The sequence below is a fragment of the Brevibacillus centrosporus genome, assembly GCF_003710815.1.
Taxonomy (GTDB): domain Bacteria; phylum Bacillota; class Bacilli; order Brevibacillales; family Brevibacillaceae; genus Brevibacillus; species Brevibacillus centrosporus.
Genome location: NZ_RHHP01000005.1, coordinates 44,183 through 61,166, shown reverse-complemented (window position 1 = coordinate 61,166; position 16,984 = coordinate 44,183). Strand labels below are relative to the sequence as shown.

Sequence of the window (16,984 nt, the reverse complement as noted above, 5' to 3'; positions counted from 1 at the left end):
GTTGCCTGTTGTCGAACAATCTGGTTTCATAGAACTGAGGCAATTTTTTGAAACATACCCGAGAGGATGAACAACGGATGAAACTATTTCTATCAGTTGACATGGAAGGGATCTCAGGCATCGTCGATAACAGCTATATCAATCCTGATGCGGGTGTCAACTACCAGCGCGGCCGCAAGTTTATGACAGACGACGCCAATGCAGTGATTGAAGCCGCTTTTGATGCGGGCGCGACAGAGATCGTCGTTGCTGACAGCCACAACACGATGAACAATATTTTGTGGGAGTCCTTGCATCCAAAAGTAAAGCTTCTGGCTGGCTCCCCTCGCAATTACTCCATGATGCAAGAACTGGATGAAAGCTTCGACGCCGCCCTGTTTGTTGGCTACCACACACGTCAGGGCGTACCTGGTGTACTAAGCCACACGATGTCCGGTGTCATCCGCAACCTGTATATCAACGGGCGTGTCGTGGGCGAATTCGGCTTTAATGCCATTTACGCTGGAATGTTTAAAGTACCGGTCGTCATGGTATCCGGCGATGAGCTAATCGCAGAAGAAGCCAAGGCCCTGATCCCTGGCATCTCAACAGCCGTCGTCAAGAAAGCCGTATCACGTACCGCTGCACTCTGTCTGTCCCGCGAGGCTGCAACGGCTGAGCTCAAAACAAAAACGATGCTGGCACTCTCCCAGATCGGCAGCATCGCGCCGCTTGAATTTGGCGAGCCTGTAGAGATGGCTGTGGAGTTTTCCCATGCCGGACAAGCAGAAATGGCTGCGATCACGCCAGGTACCCGCTATGAGACCGAAACCAACACCCTGTATTACACCGTGAAGGACGCACATGACCTGTACAAAACGATGCGTTCCATGCTCAATCTCGCTGGGGGAGCTGAGTTTTTCTAAAAGGCTTTCTCACAATAAGACAGTGGCAGTCATGGACGCAAAATCCTAGACTGCCACTGTTTTGTTTGTTTATCTCCGCCTAGTGAAGACCCCATCCAAGAATCAGCTCTCTTAGCTCTTGGAGCATCACTCGCTGATACTCGTTTCCATCTCGGTAAAGCTTCCCGATTTCCCTATAGGTCTGATTCAGGCTTTCTTGGTATTTCGGATCTTGTTTATCGGGATGTGTGGCTTTAAAGTGATCCATCACTGCTTGAATATAAGCTGGACGAGCCCCCCATCTGCCTAGTACCTCTCCACTTCTCTTTAAAAAAACTGCGATCGGCTGAGCCCGGCCACCATCCGTAAGAAATTGGTCCATCGTCTCCAAGTGATCTTCCATTATCAAGACTTCTGTCGTCATTCGTGCCTGTTCCATTACTCGAAATAACACTGGCACGTTCCAGATGACATCTGGACACCAATCCGTACACAGAATGAGACAATGAAGATCCTCGTGCTCGGGAATGGAGCCAAAGAATGCTTTTTCCTCTGCACTCGCCCACGAGAAATGCTCGTAATTCGCGATCATCTTTTCTTTCGTGTTCGGGATCCCGCTGAGCTCCATCGTCCTGACCTCCATGCTCTCCATGAAGGTATGTGGTGAGATTCCCTGGCCTATTTTATGTTTCAGGTTCAACGTCTTGTTCATTGCGGCACATCCTTTGCTAGGTCGATTGTTACAAAAAGCTTACAAAAAAACTGACCCTTTAAACAGGGTCAGTTTCTCCTGGAATGTCATGGTCAATTTTTCGTATTTTGCTGAGCGTCCGCTAAAAATAGAAAAACAGACTCAAGGAATGAGTCTGTTGGTTGTTTGGTTAGACTTTCTGGACGTTTGTTGCTTGCGGTCCACGTTGGCCGTTCTCAACATCAAACGTAACTTCCTGTCCTTCATCCAGTGTCTTGTAGCCATCCCCTTGAATAGCCGAGAAGTGAACGAATACATCCTCTCCGCCTTCGCGCTCGATGAAGCCAAACCCTTTTTCGCTGTTAAACCATTTTACTTTACCGCGTTCCATTTTTGCCTCCTAGCATGTAACCCTTACATGAAGTTAAAATTTTGTCTTACCTTGACTAGCTTTCCCTTCCAGATGAAATCTATTCAGCATGGCTCAACCTCTAGAGGAACACATTATACAAGTACAGGAGGTGATCGATTCATGGCTGGTCAAAAGGAAAGGCAGGCTGACCTCGAAAAGCAAGCTGAGCTGCAGCAAGCCGCCCTGGACGAAAAGGAAATCGAGATTCGCCATCAGTATCAGATGTTTCCAACCCCCGACGAAAAGTTCGCATCCGAGGTCATTACTGAGCTGAAGGATTAACTGGCATGCAAGCAAAAACCTCCACGTGACCTGTGTCTGTGGAGGTTTTTCGCTGGGAGTACTTTCCCTTTTAGATGCGCACCACAGTAGCCTTGCTCACCAGGTCACGCGGGATGCGGTTTTTCGTATCAAACAGGATCGGCGAATCAGCCATTTGTTCGGCTACCGCTGCCCAATCCGCTTCGGCAAACTCTTTTTGTACTGCTGTAAGGAACAGTGCGTCTGCATCCTTGACCGCCGCCTCAAAGCTATCTACCTTGTGCTCGTATCGTGTCGGCACAGCTGGGTCATAGGAACGAACCTCTACTCCTTTTGTCTGGAGCAGCCCGATCAGATCATTGACAGGGCTGACACGGTCGTCGTTGGAGAAGTCCTTCATAGCCAGTCCCAGAACGGCTACACGGCTTCCTGCCAGTGTTTTCCCCTTTTCCTTCAACACGCGTTCCAGCATGTTGATCAGCACTTCCGGAACAGCATCGTTGGTCATGCGAGCTTGCTGCAGGATCGGAAGGCTCACTTCCAGTTCTCTCGCCTTTGGCTGCAGGTAGTACAGAGCATTCGGCAAGCAGAATCCTCCCACTCCTGGCCCTGGCGTCAACAGGTTTACGCGGGTATGCGTATTCGCTACTTTAATCAATTCGAACGTATCGATTCCGAACGCCTCAGCAAAACGGGCAAATTCCTGAACCATGGCAATATTGACATCGCGCTGGATGTTCTCAATCACCTTTGCCGTTTCCACGACGCGAATATCCGAAATCGTCACGTCAGTTTCACTAATAAACGAGAGAAGTTCTTTCCCTTTTTCCGCACTTGCCTCGTTGATTCCACCCAAAACGAGAGGCATGTGGATGAACTCTTCGAAGGCTCGTCCCTCCGCAATGCGCTCTGAGCAATAGGTCAGATAGAAATCCGTGCCGGCAACCAGGCCGCTGACTTCTTCCAGAATGGGCTTAACCACTTCTTCCGTCGTCCCTGGCACGACCGTACTGCGGATCATGACCGTATCACCTTTTTTCAGTACACTGCCCAGCGTTTCTGCACAGCTTTTCAACGGTCCCAGGTCCGGGTCTCCGTTATGAACAGGCAGCCCTGCTGTTACAATATAATGATTCACGTTTGCCGCTGCTTCCGCATACGAGGTCGTGGCATAGAACCGCCCCGCGTCAATCTGCTCACGAAGGATTTCAGGTAAGGTCTTTCCCTGATAAGACTCCAAATGATGGGAACGCCCCGCATTAATCTCTTCGACAACACGCGGTACAACGTCAATACCGATCACGCTTGCTCCTTTCATGGCATAGGTAAGTGCCAGTGGCAAGCCGACAAACCCCAATCCCACAACAGCTACGCGTACAGGCTGAGTCATGTTTCTATCTCCTCTTTCACGTTCTCTAGATATCGTCCACGCAAGTTGTTACGCAGACATCTGCAAATTGGTTACGACAGATAGTAAATCCCCGCCGCTAAAAATACGACACATAATCCCAGAAGGACCTTGTATAACGTTTCCAAGGCTAGTTCCTCCTCATAGGTTTCCATCTAGTCCTAGGCAGCAGCCCTAGAAGGAACCGGGCGCTTTGCTGCCAAAACCTAATTATACTCTCGATTTCCTCGTCGTTCAATCACGGTTTCACGGCAGAAACACACGCATATTTCCCGTTACAAACACCTGACAAGCCAGACGATAGCCTTTGGCAATCGCCTCAATCCCCAAGCGATACTGCTCCGTCTCGGAGGGTGGCTTTGCAGAATCGCCAGTCATTTCCACCCGCAAGCGACAGGTCGTGCACTTTCCGGTCGTACAGAAGAACTCCACGGGCAAATTGGCGCGGACCAGCCCCATGAGCAGATTGTCTCCATCCGCCAAATATACCGTTGACTCGACTTCGCCCTGCACAACCGTCACAACGTTTTGTTTCAAGTCAGGTTGTTCCATCTCTCACCCTCCCTAGAAATCAACGCAATGCCTATTCCTAGCGCGTCAAGCTTGCACCAATGATGTACGAGAAGCCGATGGATAAAACCATGGCGATAAATCCGATCGCCCGGTTGTCTTTGGCGATTTCTTCATCAATATTGTAGCTGGGTGTCATAAACTCAAAAATAAAGTAGCCAACCAACAGGAGGAAGTACCCAAATGTCGCCCCAATCAATGCCTGCCCCATCGAGGCATGCTCCTGAATGGAATAGCGAAAAATATTGGCGATGCCGAATATTTTCCCTCCTGTTGCCATGGCCACGGCCATATTCCCTTGTTTTAGCTCATGCCAGACACGGTAGCGCGTCACCAGCTCAAAAATGGATAGGAACAGGATCATCATCAGCCCTGTTACGGTAAAGTAAGCAGCCGTAGCAAAGTATTGATTGTACAGCATGTTCCCCATGGTGTCCCCTCCCGTTTATTTCAATTCGGCAATGGTAGCACCCACTCCGCCTTCTCCTTGACCGCCCAGGCGAAAGGATTTGACGTTGCGATGGTGGCGCAAGTACTCGTGGACACCTTTACGTAGAACACCGGTACCATGTCCGTGAATGATCGAGACGGAGTGCAGCCCCGCCAGCAAGGCGTCGTCGAGGAATTGATCGATTTCGCGAATGCCATCCTCTACATTGTAGCCGCGCAAATCCAGATCCATCTTGATGTTGTCGCTTCTGCGCTTGACCGAAGTATAAGGGGTCGCCTGCGGCTTTTGCTGCACCGAATTTTGGACGTGCATGTCTTCGCGCTTTACCTTCATTTTCATGATGCCAATTTGCACGAGGAACTCATCGTTATTGACTTTTTCCAGCACAGTCCCTTTTTGCCCAAAGCTCGTCACCATGACCTCGTCGCCCACTTTAATCTGTGTCGCGCGTACCGCCTTGGCTGGTTTCTTCACTTTTTCTTTGTCCAGCTCGAGGACGGCATTGCCGAGGCGCTTCTTGGCATCGATCAGGCGATGCTCTTTGATTTCCACACCTTCTGCCATCATCTCACGCAGCTCGCGGATAATAGTCTCCGCTTCTTCCTTGGCCAGCTGAACGGCGATGCGCGCCTCGTCTTCTGCCCGCTCCATCCGCTTGTTTTTCTCTTCGGCAAAACGCGCGCGTTCTTCTTCCAGCTCACGTTGCAGTCTTTCTGCTTCCCGTCTGATTTCAGCTGCCTTTTGTCGATCTTCCTCCGCTGTCTTGCGGTTGCGTTCCAGGGAGGCAATCATGCTTTCGACCTGGTTGTCTTCTTCGCTGATGGAGCCGCGCGCAGCATCGATGATTGCTTCTGGAAGCCCGAGACGTCTGGCGATGGCAAACGCATTGGAGCGACCTGGCACCCCGATCATGAGGCGGTAGGTTGGCCGCAGCGTCTCCACATCGAATTCCACACTCGCGTTGATGACCTCCGGCTTGTCGTACGCATACGCCTTCAGCTCGCTGTAGTGTGTTGTCGCAACCAGACGAGCACCCGACTCGATGACGTGATCGATAATGGACATCGCCAAGGCAGCGCCTTCTGTCGGGTCTGTACCTGCCCCCAGCTCGTCAAACAGAACCAGGCTTTTCTCATCCATCGTTTCCAGGATGTGAATGATATTTTTCATATGGCTGGAAAACGTCGAGAGGCTTTGCTCAATGGACTGTTCGTCTCCGATATCGGCAAACACGGAAGAAAATACCGTCATCTCGCTCTCTTCCTCGGCTGGCACATGCAAGCCCGCCATCGCCATCAGGGAAAGCAGGCCGATCGTTTTCAGGGACACGGTTTTCCCCCCGGTATTGGGACCAGTCACGACGATCGCCTGATACTCTCCACCAAGCTCTACATTTACCGGAACGACGACATCGCGGGGAATCAAAGGATGCCGCGCTTTACGTAAATTTAAATATCCACGATCGTTCATGCGCGGACAGATCGCCTTCATACTCCAGGACAGCTGCGCTTTGGCAAACAGAAAGTCAAGCTCTGTCAAAGCCTCGACATTTTCCAGAAGCGCCTCTACAGCAAAAGCTACCTGTTCAGTCAGCAAGTACAGGATGCGCTCTACCTCACGCTCCTCGCGCAGACGCAGTTCGCGAAGCTTGTTGTTCATGGAGACGATGACCTCTGGTTCAATAAAGAGCGTGGCCCCCGAAGCAGACTGATCGTGGACGATTCCTCCGAAAACGTGACGGTATTCCTGTTTGACCGGAATGACAAACCGGTCTCCGCGAATCGTCACGATACTTTCCATCAGCATTTTCTGGTACGAGGAAGAACGCGTCATCTGATCCAGCTTTTCCCGTATTCTCGCTTCCAGCTGACGAATTTCTTGCCGAACGGAACGCAGCTCTACGCTGGCACTATCCAAAATGTCGCCGCTCTCATCGACACAGCGGCGAATCTCCATCTCCAGCTCTCGCAAGCCCTCGATCCGCTCTGCCTGATCGCGCAGCAGCGGCAGCTCATGGTCGTCGCACATATCCAGCAGGAAATGCTTGAGCTTGCGTCCTGCCGCAATGGTACTTGCTGTATCCATAAGCTCCAAAGGCGCCAGCATCGCGTTGAGACGAGCGCGTTGAACAGGGCCACGGATATCACGGATTCCTCCGAGCGGTACGCTGCCTTTCAAACGCAGTACGGTAGCGGCCTCAGACGTCCCTCTTTGGGCGATGCTCACTTCCTCCATACGTGTAAACGGGAGCAGCTCTGCCGCCTTTTCTTTTCCATATGTGCAAGTCGCTTTATCCACCAGGAGAGCAACGATTTTATCGTATTCCAATGTTTTTAACACTCGTTGTTCCACTTAAATCCTCCTTACTTTCCGCCAATGGCACACCTTACAAGAACCTGCTGATCATGGGGAATGATAAACACAGGCTGTATGAGCCATTCGTTCTAACCATTATATCATGCTAGCCGTTCCAAGGATAATTTTACACGCCCTTCTGTAGCATAGTTCGACACCCAAAGAGCCAGAATGAGTATGAAACAATTTAAAAGGAGGAGTACACATGACGATCATGCGCCATATCGTCCGCTTTATCGTCGCTGCCGTAGTCCTGATGTTTGTCGGATTTCTCGTACCTGGCTTTTCCGTTAGCAGCTTCTGGACAGCTCTTCTCGCAGCTGTTGTCATTGCCCTGCTGGGCTGGGTCATCGAAGCGATGTTTGGCGATCGTATCTCCCCTTACAATCGGGGGATCGTCGGCTTCATCGTCAGCGCCGTCGTTATCTACCTCACCCAGTATATCGTTTCCGGTTTCCACGTAACGATCTTGGGGGCGCTGCTCGCTTCGCTTGTCATCGGGATTATCGACCTGTTCATCCCGATCAAGACCCATATGGATCTGCACAACGGAGACGCTGGGAACAAGCAAGAGACGTAGCTGAAATGAAAAAAGAGCCAACTCTTCATGGGTTGGCTCTTTTTTCTGTTAGACAGACTTTCGCAGTAAAAAGTTATAGAAAATCGGGCTAGCTTATGCCTGCCTCCGCCAGCTTCTCGTCCAGCTTCGCCTTCTGGCGCAAATGGTGCCTGCTGTGCATACCAACCATCTCAAACCATTCACGCGCGTTGAGCCAACCAAACCAGCCATGGCGCACCTTGCATTCCGGATTTGCCTCATCTACACGACACTCCCAGTGGGCTAACTTCTCTAGCACCTGTTCCAGGCCGGCTATGATCTCATCCTTGCTTTCGGGGTTTTTTGTCGCGTTTGGCGGTTGCTCAAGCTTCACACTGATGTTGGGCCACTCTTTTTCGGCAAGTGCCTTTGTTCCGACTTCCGTCTTGCCTCCAGGCTCTTCGTTTGTTGCCTTGGTACATGTTTCAATATGCCCGATGTACTCTTCCGCCACATCGATCACGTGTATATACATTTGTCCGACCGACCATACGTCTTCGGAATTAAATCGCAGCTGCTCTATCGAATATCCGTCCAGATCCAAGCCGTCCGCCGCCCCCAGGAACGCGTTATCGGTCCATTCAATAACGTAACGCCCCGCGCTTCCAGCTCATCGCATACCCGGTCAACGTCCGGCACTTGGATCGTGAACTGAAACCGCGCGCCATCTCCGCCGTGACCAACCTTCGCGGGCTCAATCTTGTGATTTCGGTAATTTTGTTTACGACCCCATTTTCAATTTTTTACAATTCTAAATTTGATCATACGAATTGCCAGTTCCATTGTCAATGTGAATAGGAAGGCTGCGCACGTCGCGCGAATTGCGCGTAACTGCTCGTTAACGCCCACGCCAGTCTAATCCTATACTTTCCGTGTCTACAACTATATTTCCCAGTCTAAAGCTTTATTTCGTCGAGCATCTATGTATCATTCCCGCCATGTAGCCGGCGCCAAAGCCATTGTCAATGTTGACGACAGCCACTCCGGTAGCGCACGAATTGAGCATGGACAGCAAAGCAGAAACGCCGCCGAAGTTTGCTCCGTAGCCAACGCTGGTCGGCACTGCAATTACCGGAATATCCACCAGCCCCGCGAGCACACTGGCAAGCGCACCTTCCATGCCGGCCACACAGACGACCACGGACGCTCCCCTGATTTCCTCCAAGCGCTCGAACAAGCGGTGAATGCCTGCCACTCCTACATCTGCGATGACTCTCGCTTCACTGCCAAAGCAGCGTACGGTCCAGGCAGCTTCTTGCGCCACTGACCAATCAGACGTTCCTGCAGCCACCACTGCCACATAACCTTCGCGCACGGGCTTTAGCCGTTCTCGACTGGAAATGAGCAGAGCAGCCTCCTTTTCATACTGAATGTCTGGCCAACGCTCCTGGACATGCTGTGCCTGGTTATCGTTCACTCTCGTCACCAGCACCAGCTCCTGATGTTCCCGCAGCCGCTCCATGATCCCAATTAGCTGCTCCACACTTTTCCCAGCCCCGTACACCACTTCAGGAAATCCGGTTCGCTCGGCACGCTCTAAGTCCAATGTAGCGTAATCAAGCTTTCCCGCTGCTTGCAAAAGCTCACTCGCCCGCTCAATATCCAGACGGCCAGCCTGCACTTCCTGCAAAATCCACTTCACATCAGCCATGCTGTTTTTTCACGTCCGATCCCAATACAGCGTTCATACTACCTGTCTGGTAGCCAAACAAATCCAGTGTCACGTAGGAAAAACCGATATCTCGCAGAACCTTGTTTATTTGTGCATGATGAGACAGCAAGCGGCTAAAATCATCCGGGGCAACTTCAATCCTCGCAATCGTATCGTGATGGCGGACCCGCACCTGATGAAATCCGAGACTGAGCAAATAGCCCTCAGCCTTGTCGATTTGATCAATTTTTTCCAAGGTGATGTGAGAGCCATAGGGTATTCTGGAGGACAAACAAGCAAAAGACGGCTTGTTCCAAGTGGATAAGCCCATTACCTTGGAAAGCGTGCGGATGTCTTCCTTATAAAATCCTGCCTCCTGCAGCGGGCTTCTTACTCCCCTTTGTGCAGCAGCGACCCGGCCCGGCCGATAATCCCCCTGATCATCCATGTTTGCTCCATCGCAAATGATCGCCTGCCACTCATTTTCCTCCGCCATTTTTCCCAGGTGTTCGTACAAACCGTCTTTGCAAAAAAAGCAGCGATTTACTGGATTTGAGACAAAATTCTGATTTTCCATTTCGCGTATTTCCGTGGTCATAAACCGTGCACCCAGCTGCGCTGCAAGCTGTTTGGCTGCTTCGAATTCCCTTGTCGGAAAGGTCTCGGATGCAGCGGTAACCGCAATCGCTGATTCGCCGAGCTCTTGTACGGCTCTCGCCAGCAAAAAGGTGCTGTCAACGCCGCCAGAGAATGCGATCAAGACAGCCTTCATCTCACGCAAAATACGTCCAAGCTTTTCGTCTTTTTCCGCCAATGCTTCATTCGCAAGCACGCTCATCCCTTCGTCTCCCCTGTTTTCTTATTGGAAAACTTGGCTCCGCCAAGCTTTTGTGGCGGAGCCTTAGTTGCACTTATACTGGCCAAGAATCTTATACATGCTTCCTGTACAACGTGAAAAGAGGGGCAGTTGCCCCTCTTTTAGTCTATCTCTTTTCCATTTGCATCTTCCTGAAGAATCTTCAGCAGCTCTTCGTACTCCTGACGCAGGCGGAAGTATTCATCCGCAATATTGACTGCCGAAAGTACGGCGATTTTGGCCGTGTCCAAACGATGGTTACCGTTGGCGATTTCGTTCATCTTATCATCAACGAAACCGGCCACCATGCGTATGTGATTGACACTAGCTTTCCCACTGAGCCGGTATTGTTGGCCAAAGATATCCACCGTCAAACGATTTTTCCCATCACCTTGCACGAGGGGTTCCTCCCTACTGCGACCTTTGCTCTACTTTTCCATTTTAGGTTACTGAAAATGTCAGATTTCGTCAAGCTATCTTACATGCGAAGCTCAGCACCTGTATTGACTTTCAGAGCTTCGATAACAGCATTCGTCACCTGCTGGATCTCTTCATCCTGGAGAGTACGCTCTGCATTGCGCAGAACCAAAGCAAACGCCATACTTTTCTTATCCAAAGCAATCCGCTCGCCTGTGTATACGTCGAACAAGGTCACGGACTCGAGCAGCTCCCCTGCCGCCTCGCGGATTGTCGCTTCCAGCGCACCTGCTGGAACAGTGCGATCTACGACAAGAGCAAGGTCACGGGTCACAGCCGGGAATTTTGGAAGCTTGTTATAGAAGCCCATACCTGTTGCGGCCTCAACCAGTTTCGCTACATCCAGCTGGAATACGTACGTTTCGTTCAGATCGTACGCCTTTTCCGTACCTGGATGGGTTTGACCCACATAGCCCAAACGAAGCTCCTGCGCCCACACTTCTGCCGTACGGCCTGGATGCGTGCCCTTCAGATCAGATACAGCTTTGTATTGCACATTTTGGATACCGAGGCGCGCCAAGAGAGAATCTACAATCCCTTTAGCCTGATAAAAATCTACCGCCTGTTTTGCACCCATCCAGTTTTGAGGAATCCATTGGCCTGTCACGGCACCACCGACATACAGACGCTCTTCTGGCAGCTGTGTTAGTGTTTCTTCTGTGCTAAGGAATACTCGACCCAGTTCAAAGATCCCTACATCGTGGTTTTGGCGGTTTTTGTTATAGGCGATCGTCTCCAGCAAGCTTGGAATCAAGCTCGTGCGCAAGACGCTGCGCTCTTCGCTCATTGGCATGAGCAGAGCAACCGGTTTTACCTGCTCCTGATGCAAGCCTGCCGCATCCTCTACGCGGTCTGGATGCAGCAGTGCGTAAGAGATCGCTTCGTTCAGTCCGACTCCGATCAAATGGCGGCGAATGGTACGGCGCAGCTGCTGCTCAGGTGTCAGGAAGCCTTGACTGGTCACTCCGCTCGGCAAGCTAGTCGGGATGTTGTCGTAGCCGTACAAGCGAGCCACTTCCTCTACCAGGTCCTCCGGCAGGGTGACGTCGCCACGGCGGGTTGGCACGGTTACCGTCCAGCTGTCGTTTGCTGTCTCATAAGGGAACTGCAGACGATCAAAGATAGGCGATACCTCAGAGGCAACCATCGATGTCCCCAGATGCTGATTGATTTTTGCCAAAGTAACGCTAACCACGGCAGCTTGCGGTTCCTTTTCAACTGCAGACGCAATTCCTTTGGAAATAGTTGCACCGGACAGCTTTTGAATCAGGGAAGCTGCACGCTCACCCGCTTCCTGTACACGCTTCTGGTCTACGCCTTTTTCCCAGCGAACGCAGCCCTCTGTGCGCATCCCGAGCGAACGTGCTGTGCGACGAACGGTTTTCGGCGTGAACCAAGCTGCCTCCAAAATGATCTCGGTCGTTTCACCTGTGATCTCGGAGTTGGCTCCACCCATTACCCCAGCGATCGCCAAGCCTTTGGTGGGATCCGTGATCAACAGGGTTTGCGCGTCCAGCTTGCGCTCCTGATCGTCCAGCGTCACTAGCGTTTCGCCTTCCTGTGCAAGACGTACGATGATGGAACGATCCGCTACCTGTCCCGCGTCGAAAGCATGGAGAGGCTGACCGTATTCGAGCAGAACGTAGTTGGTTACGTCCACCACGTTGTTGATTGGGCGTACACCCGCGGCCATCAGACGGTTTTTCATCCATTGCGGAGAGCTTGCAATTTTCGCGTTCTTGAAATGACGTCCATGGTATTGGTAGCACTCTGCACTCGCATCGATTTTCACGCGAAGCGGATTTTGCTCGTCGCTTTCTACGAGGTCGATTTGCGGCAGCAGCACTTCTTTTCCTAGGATCGCACCTACCTCATAGGCAACACCCAGCATGCTCAAGCAATCGGAGCGGTTTGGCGTGAGGCCCAGCTCCAGAATAGAATCGTCCAGTCCCAGATAAGATACGGCATCCATTCCGATTTCCGCATCTTCTGGCAGGACCATGATGCCTTCTTGCTGATCTTTTGCCAGCAGCTTGTCGTTGAGACCCAGTTCTTTTGCCGAGCAAATCATCCCTTGAGATTCTACTCCGCGCAGTTTCGAGCGCTTGATGTTCAAGCCGCCTGGCAGTTTGGCACCGATCAGGGCTACGATTACCTTTTGTCCTTTGTCTACGTTTGGCGCACCGCAAACGATTTGCAGATCCTGCTCTTGGCCGGCATCTACGATACATACGTTCAAGCGGTCCGCATCCGGGTGCTTGCTGCGCTCCTTCACATAACCGATCACACAGCCAGAAACGCCAGCATTGCGCGATTCAACTGCATCTACCTCTACCCCACTGCGAGTCAGCTTTTCCGCCAGCTCTTGAGGCGTGCAATCACTCAGATCCACGTATTCCGATAACCATTGGTATGATACCTTCATCTTTGCCTCTCCTCTCTACTCTCGATTGAACTGACGCAAGAAACGAACGTCGTTTGTATAAAAATGGCGAATGTCTTCTACGCCGTATTTCAGCATCGCGATGCGTTCTACTCCCATACCGAATGCAAAGCCGCTCACTTCTTCCGGGTTGTAGCCCGCCATCTCCAATACGCGCGGGTGGACCATACCGGAGCCGAGGATCTCGATCCAGCCTGTTTGCTTACAAACGCGGCAGCCATGTCCTCCACAGTTGAAGCACTGCAGGTCAACCTCTGCGCTAGGCTCTGTGAACGGGAAGAAGCTCGGACGCAGACGAACCTGCTGATTCTCACCGAACATTTGGCGAGCGAAAGTCAGCAAAATGCCTTTCAAATCACTCATCCCGATATTTTTATCGATGACCAGACCCTCTATCTGCGTGAATTGATGGGAGTGAGTCGCGTCGTCGTCATCACGGCGGAACACTTTACCCGGGCAGATGATTTTCACCGGTGTTTTGCCTTCTTTTTTCAGCATCGTACGCGCCTGTACAGGGGAGGTATGCGTACGCAGCAGGATCTCATCGGTCACGTAGAATGTATCTTGCATATCACGTGCCGGGTGATCCTTTGGCAGGTTGAGCATTTCGAAGTTGAAGTGATCCATCTCCACCTCTGGACCCTCTGCTACCTCAAAGCCCAGCCCCACGAAAATGTCTTCAATTTCTTCAATGATGCGGGAGAGTGGATGCATGCTTCCTGCTGGAACAGGACGGCCTGGCAGGGTCACGTCTACTGTCTGCGACGTAAGCTTTGCGTTCAATGCCGCTTCTTCGAGCTGCTGCTGTTTACCAGAAAAAGCAGACTCCAGCGCTTCTCGCACTTCATTGACCAGTTGGCCTACCAGTGGACGCTCTTCTGCGGAGAGGCTTCCCATGCCGCGCAAAAGCTCTGTCAGCTCCCCTTTTTTCCCCAGGTACTTGACTCGCAATTCCTGAAGTTGTGCACTTTCCGTCACTTGGCTGATCTGGCCCAGTGCGGCGTCTTTCATCTCTTGCAACCGAGTTTGCACTTCGTATCGCTCCTTTATTGGTTTTTGGTAAGTAAACCCTTTATCGAGGCCTATTCAAGGAGGAGCGACCGCGTTTTTGCGGTAAGTTTCCATGCGCTCCGGAATTCATAAGCGTAACGCTTATAATTCCTATACGTTGAAAAAAAAAGAAAAACCCGCCCCTCAAAAGGGACGAGTTACTTTTTTTCTCGCGGTACCACCCTTGTTAGACAAGTCCACAAGCCTACTTTCCGGCGTGACTATTGTCTCACTCAAGACCACTGGTAACGGGCGTGACCCGGCTGGCTCCTACTGCGTAAAAACGGTTCAGAGTGCGGCTATGGAGTGAATTCGGCAGCTACAGTGCTAAAGATGCTCTCAGTCTGTGGCATCCTCTCCCTGAAAACATGTAGGACCTGCGTACTATTCTCCGTCATGGCTTTACGTTATAATTAGACGTAGGGAAATTATAGCGTAAGAAAAGCAAACTTTCAATTGCACAAATCGTACATATAGATCAGCATTTCCAGACCGATCGATTTTTATAAGAGAAAGGGGACTTTTGCCATGATCGATAAGGTTTCCGCATTATACGACAGGTCTTGCACATGCCGGCATTGCCAGACTCCCTTTTCAACCAAGCGAATTCGCGGCGGTTCGCTCGCAATGGCACATCGCGATTCTGATTTTTATACCCGTTTCAAGGAGCAGTCACTCAATCCCATTCTCTATACGGTAAACGTTTGCCCGGCATGCGGCTTTGCCTTCACGGACCAGTTCAAGCCCAAGCTCAGCCCATGGGAAAAGCAAGCGGTGGAAGAGCAGATCTCGTCGAAATGGACTCCAAAAGACTTTGGTTCGATCCGGCAAGTCCCGGAAGCGATCGTCAGCTACAAGCTCGCGATATACGCGGCAGAAATAACCGATCAGCCCCATTCCGTGAAAGCAGGTCTATACCTGAGGCTGGCTTGGCTGTACCGCTCCCTGGAGAAATCAGAGGAAGAGCTGCGCTTTCTGGGTATGGCCGTCGATGAGTACGAACTGTCTTACATACACTCCGACTATACGCAGGGAGACAAGGAAATGTCCGAGGTTCGCCTCTTGTACTTGATCGGTGAGCTGTATCGCCGTCTGAAAAAATTTGATCTCGCCATCAAATACTTCGGCAAAGCTCTCGCCTTTCGAAATACGACCATGGAAAGCGGGATTATCCGCATGGCCCAGGATCAATGGCAGCTGGCTCGCGAAGAATATAAAGAAAAGCAAAAGATCGGCTAAATGAGCCGATCTTTTCTTTTTCGCTGGGCCTCATACACAAACACACCCGCTGCCACAGCGGCATTCAATGATTCCGCTCGTCCGTAAATTGGGATGTGGACCAGGTAATCCGCCCGCTCTACCATTGCGGCAGATACACCTCGTCCTTCATTGCCAATCACGATAGCTGCTTTTTGTGCGTAGGGAACGGCATCGTATGAAATACTTTGCTCATGGAGGGTCGATACGAGCAGCTGCCCGCCCTGCGCCTGCCACTCATCGGCTACTTCAGGCAAGGAACGCGTGAACACCGGCAGCCTGAATAATGCCCCCATCGTCGAACGCATCACTTTCCCATTGTACAGATCGACACTGCCTTTTCCTAAAACGACGCCATCGACTCCCGCAGCTTCCGCCGTGCGCAAGATCGTCCCCAGATTGCCCGGATCCTGGATTTCATCGAGCAGCAACAGCAGCATCCCCTCTTGCCCTGCCGCCTTTTCCGTCATCCAGTCATCCCAGTTGACCTGCTTCTTTTTTACTTCCGCCACAATTCCTTGCGGGGATTTCGTTTCCGAAAGCTTCGCCAATACGGCAGCGGAAGCGGCAATCACCTGTACGCTGTGCGGGTGGTTGTTCAAAGCTTGTCTACAGACCGCGTCCATATCCCGCTCACTGTCATACAAAATCGTCAGCACCTCAGCTCCGCTCTTCAGCGCCTCTTCAACCAGATGCGCTCCTTCCACGAGAAAACGGCCCTGTGCTTCTCTCCCTTTTTTCTCCAGCAATTGATGCAGCCGCTTGATCTGCGGATTTTGTACCGACGTAATGCTTTCCTGTGCCATGTTTCTATGCCCGCTCCTCAAATGCCTTCAAATCCTTGTTGTTCCCGATAACGACGAGGACATCCCCGTATTGGATCACTTCTTCTGGATTTGGTGCGATGTTGAATTTGTCACCACTCTTGATGGCGATTACGTTAACCCTGTAATTCTTCCGGATGTCCAGCTGACGCAGATCCTTTCCCACAAACTTGGAGGATACGACGACCTCCGCTACGCTGTAATCGTCTGCCAGCTCGATAAAGTCCAAGACGTTAGCCGAGATAAGATTATGGGCGACCCGCACTCCCATGTCTCGTTCTGGAAAGACGACTCGATCTGCCCCAACCTTGTACAGAACTTGTCCATGCCGTTCGTTTTGCGCCTTGGCTACGATTTTTTTCACGCCAAGCTCCTTTAACGTCAGCACAGTAAGGATACTCGCTTGTATATCCACGCCGATGGCAACCACCACGACATCAAAGTTACGGATACCGATTTCCTTTAAAGCCCGCTCGTCTGTCGAATCAGCTGCGACTGCATGGGTAACGTACTGAATGTTTTCGTTAATGCGTTCCTCATTTTCATCGATCCCCATAACCTCGTAATCCATTTCGTACAAGGTCCGGGCAACACTGGAACCAAAGCGTCCCATTCCAATAATGGCAAATTGCTTTGACATCCTGATCTACTCCTCCACGCCGCTCACCTAGCGGCTTTTTCCAATACCTTGCATTATAACACAACCCTGTCCCCACCTACAAAAGACGTATGAGGCATCGCTGCGGGACAAATACTAAGTGCGATTTCATTTTCCCCAAGAGAGGTGTGCGGTCCG

General features: G+C 51.4%; 19 protein-coding genes. 4 read left to right on the top strand and 15 right to left on the bottom strand.

Going from position 1 to position 16,984, the window contains the following annotated elements; genetic code table 11:
- Positions 1-77 precede the first annotated feature (77 nt).
- Positions 78-905, top strand: coding sequence for a M55 family metallopeptidase (locus tag EDM55_RS06630; RefSeq protein ID WP_092274293.1), 828 nt, complete (start codon positions 78-80; stop codon positions 903-905).
- A gap of 79 nt (positions 906-984) precedes the next feature.
- On the opposite strand, the gene EDM55_RS06625 is transcribed toward EDM55_RS06630, so the two are convergent.
- Together EDM55_RS06625 and EDM55_RS06620 are read right to left on the bottom strand one after the other, a co-directional pair.
- Positions 985-1,596: a thioredoxin family protein gene (locus tag EDM55_RS06625; RefSeq protein WP_092274295.1), complete on the bottom strand. Its 612-nt coding sequence runs from the start codon at positions 1,594-1,596 to the stop codon at positions 985-987.
- A gap of 169 nt (positions 1,597-1,765) precedes the next feature.
- Positions 1,766-1,966 (bottom strand): cold-shock protein, encoded by a 201-nt coding sequence (locus tag EDM55_RS06620; protein ID WP_092274297.1) that lies wholly within the window; start codon positions 1,964-1,966, stop codon positions 1,766-1,768.
- A gap of 141 nt (positions 1,967-2,107) precedes the next feature.
- Between EDM55_RS06620 and EDM55_RS30185 the strand changes: the two genes are divergently transcribed.
- Positions 2,108-2,269 carry a hypothetical protein gene (locus tag EDM55_RS30185; protein ID WP_170184433.1) on the top strand — a complete coding sequence of 54 codons (162 nt, stop codon included), beginning with the start codon at positions 2,108-2,110 and terminating at the stop codon, positions 2,267-2,269.
- Positions 2,270-2,339: 70 nt separating this feature from the next.
- On the opposite strand, the gene EDM55_RS06615 is transcribed toward EDM55_RS30185, so the two are convergent.
- The 4 genes from EDM55_RS06615 to EDM55_RS06600 all read right to left on the bottom strand — a co-directional run bounded on the left by EDM55_RS06615 (position 2,340) and on the right by EDM55_RS06600 (position 7,029).
- Complete coding sequence (locus tag EDM55_RS06615; protein ID WP_092274299.1) at positions 2,340-3,638, bottom strand: nucleotide sugar dehydrogenase; 1,299 nt, start codon at positions 3,636-3,638, stop codon at positions 2,340-2,342.
- Positions 3,639-3,902: 264 nt separating this feature from the next.
- Positions 3,903-4,208, bottom strand: a complete 306-nt coding sequence (locus EDM55_RS06610) for a 2Fe-2S iron-sulfur cluster-binding protein (protein ID WP_092274302.1) — start codon at positions 4,206-4,208, stop codon at positions 3,903-3,905.
- A gap of 37 nt (positions 4,209-4,245) precedes the next feature.
- Positions 4,246-4,656 (bottom strand): DUF350 domain-containing protein, encoded by a 411-nt coding sequence (locus EDM55_RS06605; RefSeq protein WP_092274305.1) that lies wholly within the window; start codon positions 4,654-4,656, stop codon positions 4,246-4,248.
- 15 nt (positions 4,657-4,671) lie between these two features.
- The gene (locus tag EDM55_RS06600; protein ID WP_092274308.1) at positions 4,672-7,029 is read right to left on the bottom strand and encodes an endonuclease MutS2; all 2,358 of its coding nucleotides are present in this window, start codon (positions 7,027-7,029) and stop codon (positions 4,672-4,674) included.
- Positions 7,030-7,237: 208 nt separating this feature from the next.
- On the opposite strand from EDM55_RS06600, the gene EDM55_RS06595 reads away from it, so the two are divergent.
- On the top strand, positions 7,238-7,612 hold the full coding sequence (locus EDM55_RS06595) for a phage holin family protein (protein ID WP_092274311.1): 375 nt from the start codon (positions 7,238-7,240) through the stop codon (positions 7,610-7,612).
- An 88-nt stretch (positions 7,613-7,700) separates the two neighbouring features.
- Here EDM55_RS06595 and EDM55_RS06590 read toward each other — a convergent pair whose 3' ends face one another.
- From EDM55_RS06590 to pheS, 7 genes are all read right to left on the bottom strand, one after another.
- Positions 7,701-8,174: a DinB family protein gene (locus EDM55_RS06590; protein WP_246071018.1), complete on the bottom strand. Its 474-nt coding sequence runs from the start codon at positions 8,172-8,174 to the stop codon at positions 7,701-7,703.
- Complete coding sequence (locus EDM55_RS31385; RefSeq protein ID WP_373863332.1) at positions 8,150-8,329, bottom strand: VOC family protein; 180 nt, start codon at positions 8,327-8,329, stop codon at positions 8,150-8,152. The genes EDM55_RS06590 and EDM55_RS31385 overlap by 25 nt, the downstream gene beginning before the upstream one ends.
- A gap of 205 nt (positions 8,330-8,534) precedes the next feature.
- Positions 8,535-9,281, bottom strand: a complete 747-nt coding sequence (gene larB / locus EDM55_RS06585; protein ID WP_092274316.1) for a nickel pincer cofactor biosynthesis protein LarB — start codon at positions 9,279-9,281, stop codon at positions 8,535-8,537.
- Complete coding sequence (gene larE / locus EDM55_RS06580; protein WP_092274319.1) at positions 9,274-10,119, bottom strand: ATP-dependent sacrificial sulfur transferase LarE; 846 nt, start codon at positions 10,117-10,119, stop codon at positions 9,274-9,276. The genes larB and larE overlap by 8 nt, the downstream gene beginning before the upstream one ends.
- A gap of 140 nt (positions 10,120-10,259) precedes the next feature.
- Entirely contained in the window at positions 10,260-10,535 is a 276-nt protein-coding gene (gene zapA, locus EDM55_RS06575; RefSeq protein WP_092274322.1) for a cell division protein ZapA, read from the bottom strand.
- Between the two features lie 80 nt (positions 10,536-10,615).
- Positions 10,616-13,039, bottom strand: a complete 2,424-nt coding sequence (gene pheT, locus EDM55_RS06570; protein ID WP_122959903.1) for a phenylalanine--tRNA ligase subunit beta — start codon at positions 13,037-13,039, stop codon at positions 10,616-10,618.
- A gap of 15 nt (positions 13,040-13,054) precedes the next feature.
- Complete coding sequence (gene pheS, locus EDM55_RS06565; RefSeq protein ID WP_092274329.1) at positions 13,055-14,089, bottom strand: phenylalanine--tRNA ligase subunit alpha; 1,035 nt, start codon at positions 14,087-14,089, stop codon at positions 13,055-13,057.
- 546 nt (positions 14,090-14,635) lie between these two features.
- Between pheS and EDM55_RS06555 the strand changes: the two genes are divergently transcribed.
- Positions 14,636-15,346: a DUF2225 domain-containing protein gene (locus EDM55_RS06555; protein ID WP_122959902.1), complete on the top strand. Its 711-nt coding sequence runs from the start codon at positions 14,636-14,638 to the stop codon at positions 15,344-15,346.
- Here the strand turns inward: EDM55_RS06555 and EDM55_RS06550 are convergent.
- The gene (locus EDM55_RS06550) at positions 15,343-16,170 is read right to left on the bottom strand and encodes a TrmH family RNA methyltransferase (RefSeq protein ID WP_092274339.1); all 828 of its coding nucleotides are present in this window, start codon (positions 16,168-16,170) and stop codon (positions 15,343-15,345) included. The two genes, EDM55_RS06555 and EDM55_RS06550, sit on opposite strands and share 4 nt — an antisense overlap.
- A 4-nt stretch (positions 16,171-16,174) precedes the next feature.
- A complete protein-coding gene (locus EDM55_RS06545) occupies positions 16,175-16,828 on the bottom strand; it encodes a potassium channel family protein (protein ID WP_092274342.1) in 654 nt (217 codons plus the stop codon).
- Between the last annotated feature and the right edge of the window lie 156 nt (positions 16,829-16,984).

What these genes read in the sequence shown, in the direction of transcription:
- EDM55_RS30185 (WP_170184433.1), top strand. Translation starts at nt 2,108, where the DNA reads ATGGCTGGTCAAAAGGAAAGGCAGGCTGACCTCGAAAAGCAAGCTGAG.
- EDM55_RS06555 (WP_122959902.1), top strand. Translation starts at nt 14,636, where the DNA reads ATGATCGATAAGGTTTCCGCATTATACGACAGGTCTTGCACATGCCGG.
- EDM55_RS06630 (WP_092274293.1), top strand. Translation starts at nt 78, where the DNA reads ATGAAACTATTTCTATCAGTTGACATGGAAGGGATCTCAGGCATCGTC.
- EDM55_RS06550 (WP_092274339.1), bottom strand. Translation starts at nt 16,170, where the DNA reads ATGGCACAGGAAAGCATTACGTCGGTACAAAATCCGCAGATCAAGCGG.
- pheT (WP_122959903.1), bottom strand. Translation starts at nt 13,039, where the DNA reads ATGAAGGTATCATACCAATGGTTATCGGAATACGTGGATCTGAGTGAT.
- EDM55_RS06615 (WP_092274299.1), bottom strand. Translation starts at nt 3,638, where the DNA reads ATGACTCAGCCTGTACGCGTAGCTGTTGTGGGATTGGGGTTTGTCGGC.
- EDM55_RS06610 (WP_092274302.1), bottom strand. Translation starts at nt 4,208, where the DNA reads ATGGAACAACCTGACTTGAAACAAAACGTTGTGACGGTTGTGCAGGGC.
- EDM55_RS06545 (WP_092274342.1), bottom strand. Translation starts at nt 16,828, where the DNA reads ATGTCAAAGCAATTTGCCATTATTGGAATGGGACGCTTTGGTTCCAGT.
- larE (WP_092274319.1), bottom strand. Translation starts at nt 10,119, where the DNA reads ATGAGCGTGCTTGCGAATGAAGCATTGGCGGAAAAAGACGAAAAGCTT.
- EDM55_RS06620 (WP_092274297.1), bottom strand. Translation starts at nt 1,966, where the DNA reads ATGGAACGCGGTAAAGTAAAATGGTTTAACAGCGAAAAAGGGTTTGGC.
- larB (WP_092274316.1), bottom strand. Translation starts at nt 9,281, where the DNA reads ATGGCTGATGTGAAGTGGATTTTGCAGGAAGTGCAGGCTGGCCGTCTG.
- EDM55_RS06595 (WP_092274311.1), top strand. Translation starts at nt 7,238, where the DNA reads ATGACGATCATGCGCCATATCGTCCGCTTTATCGTCGCTGCCGTAGTC.
- EDM55_RS06605 (WP_092274305.1), bottom strand. Translation starts at nt 4,656, where the DNA reads ATGGGGAACATGCTGTACAATCAATACTTTGCTACGGCTGCTTACTTT.
- EDM55_RS06625 (WP_092274295.1), bottom strand. Translation starts at nt 1,596, where the DNA reads ATGAACAAGACGTTGAACCTGAAACATAAAATAGGCCAGGGAATCTCA.